This window comes from Streptomyces sp. MS191 (assembly GCF_008042125.1).
Classification (GTDB): domain Bacteria; phylum Actinomycetota; class Actinomycetes; order Streptomycetales; family Streptomycetaceae; genus Streptomyces.
This window is the reverse complement of sequence record NZ_RDBI01000060.1, coordinates 1,658-3,739: the sequence shown is the minus strand read 5'-3', so window position 1 is coordinate 3,739 and position 2,082 is coordinate 1,658. Positions and strand designations below refer to the sequence as shown.

Annotated in this window: 3 protein-coding genes; all 3 read right to left on the bottom strand. The window is 69.6% G+C overall.

Annotated features, from left to right (window positions below; all coding sequences use genetic code 11):
* Positions 1-298 (bottom strand): beta-galactosidase (locus tag EAO71_RS26280; RefSeq protein WP_187282834.1); only part of this gene is annotated, 298 nt, incomplete at its 3' end.
* On the bottom strand, positions 295-1,194 hold the full coding sequence (locus EAO71_RS26275; RefSeq protein ID WP_147980304.1) for a carbohydrate ABC transporter permease: 900 nt from the start codon (positions 1,192-1,194) through the stop codon (positions 295-297). The genes EAO71_RS26275 and EAO71_RS26280, both read right to left, overlap by 4 nt.
* Positions 1,191-2,082: carbohydrate ABC transporter permease (locus EAO71_RS26270; RefSeq protein WP_261992365.1), on the bottom strand; the 892-nt coding region annotated here is incomplete at its 5' end. The genes EAO71_RS26275 and EAO71_RS26270, both read right to left, overlap by 4 nt.

Sequence of the window (2,082 nt, the reverse complement as noted above, 5' to 3'; positions counted from 1 at the left end):
CCGTGGGGGTGGCGAGGTCGACGGCGACGCCGTGTTCGTGCAGCAGGTCCAGCACGTGGTCGAGCCAGGCGAAGTCGTGGCTGCCGGGGCGGGGTTCCAGGCGGGACCAGGAGAAGACGCCGACGGTGACCAGGTTGACGCCGGCCTCCTGCATGAGGCGCGCGTCCTCGGTCCACACCTCCCGCGGCCACTGCTCGGGGTTGTAGTCGCCCCCGTACGCGATGCCCCCGAGCCGGTCGGTGACGGTCTTCAGGGCGTCGCGGTGCCGGACGAAGCGGTCGTCGGTGCGGCGGGTCATTTGACTGCTCCTGCGGCGAGACCCGCGCGCCAGTAGCGCTGCAGGGTGAGGAAGGTCAGGACGATCGGGAGGACCGAGACGAGGGACCCGGTGATGGCAAGGGTCTGCAACTCGGGGAGGCGGCTGATCTGCGACTGCCAGGTGAACAGGCCCAGGGTGACGGGGTAGAGCGTCTCGTCCTGGAGCATGACCAACGGCAGGAGGAAGTTGTTCCAGATCACGACGAACTGGAACAGGAAGATCGTCACGAGGGCGGGGGCCATCATGCGCAGGGCGATCGTGAAGAAGATCCGTGCCTCCCCGGCGCCGTCCAGGCGGGCCGCCTCGACGACCTCGCCGGGTATGGAGGCGGTGGCGAAGATGCGGGAGAGGTAGACGCCGAACGGGCTGACGACGCTGGGCAGGAAGACCGACCAGTACGTGTTGGTCGCGTTGACCTGGGCGAAGAGCAGGAAGAGGGGCAGGGCCAGGGCCGTCGCGGGCACCAGGACGCCGCCGAGGACGAGGGAGAAGAGCGCTTCGCGTCCGCGGAAGCGGTAGGTCGCCAGGGCGTAGCCGGCCATGGCGGACAGCAGGGTCCCGACGGCGGCGCCTGCGCCCGCGTAGCCGAGGCTGTTGAGGAGCCAGCGGCCGAACACGCCGTCCTGGTGGGTGAAGAGCGCGGTCAGGTTGTCGCCGAGGTGCCAGTCGGCGGGGAGCAGGCCGGGGGTGCCGACGAGATCGCTCTGCGATTTCGTGGCGGCGGTCACCAGCCAGTACACGGGCAGCAGCATGTAGCCGGCGACCAAGGTCAGGAAGAGCATGGCCGCGGCCGTGGACCAGCCCTCGACCCGGGCGCGTGGGCGTGCCCGGAGCGGTGTGGCGTGGGCTCCCGCGGTGCGGGTCAGGACGCTCATGAGTTCTTCCGTCGGGTGAAGGTGAGGAAGCCGAAGGACAGCAGGAAGGTCGCGCCGGCCAGCAGGACCGACATGGCGGCGGCTTCGGCGTAGTTGTCGGCCGCGGCTGCCGAGTAGGCGGCGAGGTTCGGCGTGTAGGTGCTGGTCACGCTGGTGGAGATGGCCCGCAGCACCTGGGGCTCGGTGAACAGCTGCAGGGTGCCGATGATGGAGAAGACCCCGGTCAGGACGAGGGCGGGCCGGATGATCGGAATCTTGATGCGCAGCGCGGTGGTCAGCGCACCGGCGCCGTCGGCGCGGGCGGCGTCCAGGACGTCGGCGGGGACCGTCTGCAGGGCGGCGTAGATGATGAGCATGTTGTAGCCGGTGTAGGTCCAGGTGACGATGTTGCCGATGGACCAGAGGATGGCTCCGGGCCCCAGCGGGTCGAGGTCGGACCCGGCGCTGTGGAGCAGGTCGACGATCGGGGAGAGTCTGGGGTCGTAGAGGAAGGCCCACATCAGCGCCGCCACGACACCGGGGATGCCGTAGGGGACGAAGAAGACGATGCGGAAGAACCTCTTGAGCCGGGTGACGGCGGAGTCCAGCAGGAGGGCGAGGGTGAGCGCGAGCAGGAGCATCACGGGGATCTGGACGAGGCCGAACACGAGGACGCGCAGGATGCCGGCGGTGAACGAGGTGTCCTGGAGGACCGTGGCGTACTGCTCGAAGCCGGCGAACACGGTGTGGGTGCGGCCGAAGGTGCCGCCGGTACGTTCGGTCCGGTGCAGGCTCTGCCAGAAGGCGTAGCCGACGGGGATCAGCGTGAAGAGGACGAAGGGGACGAAGAAGGGGGCGAGGAAGCCCAGGGGGGCGAGGGTGCGGCGGCGTGCGCTCGCACCGCGTACG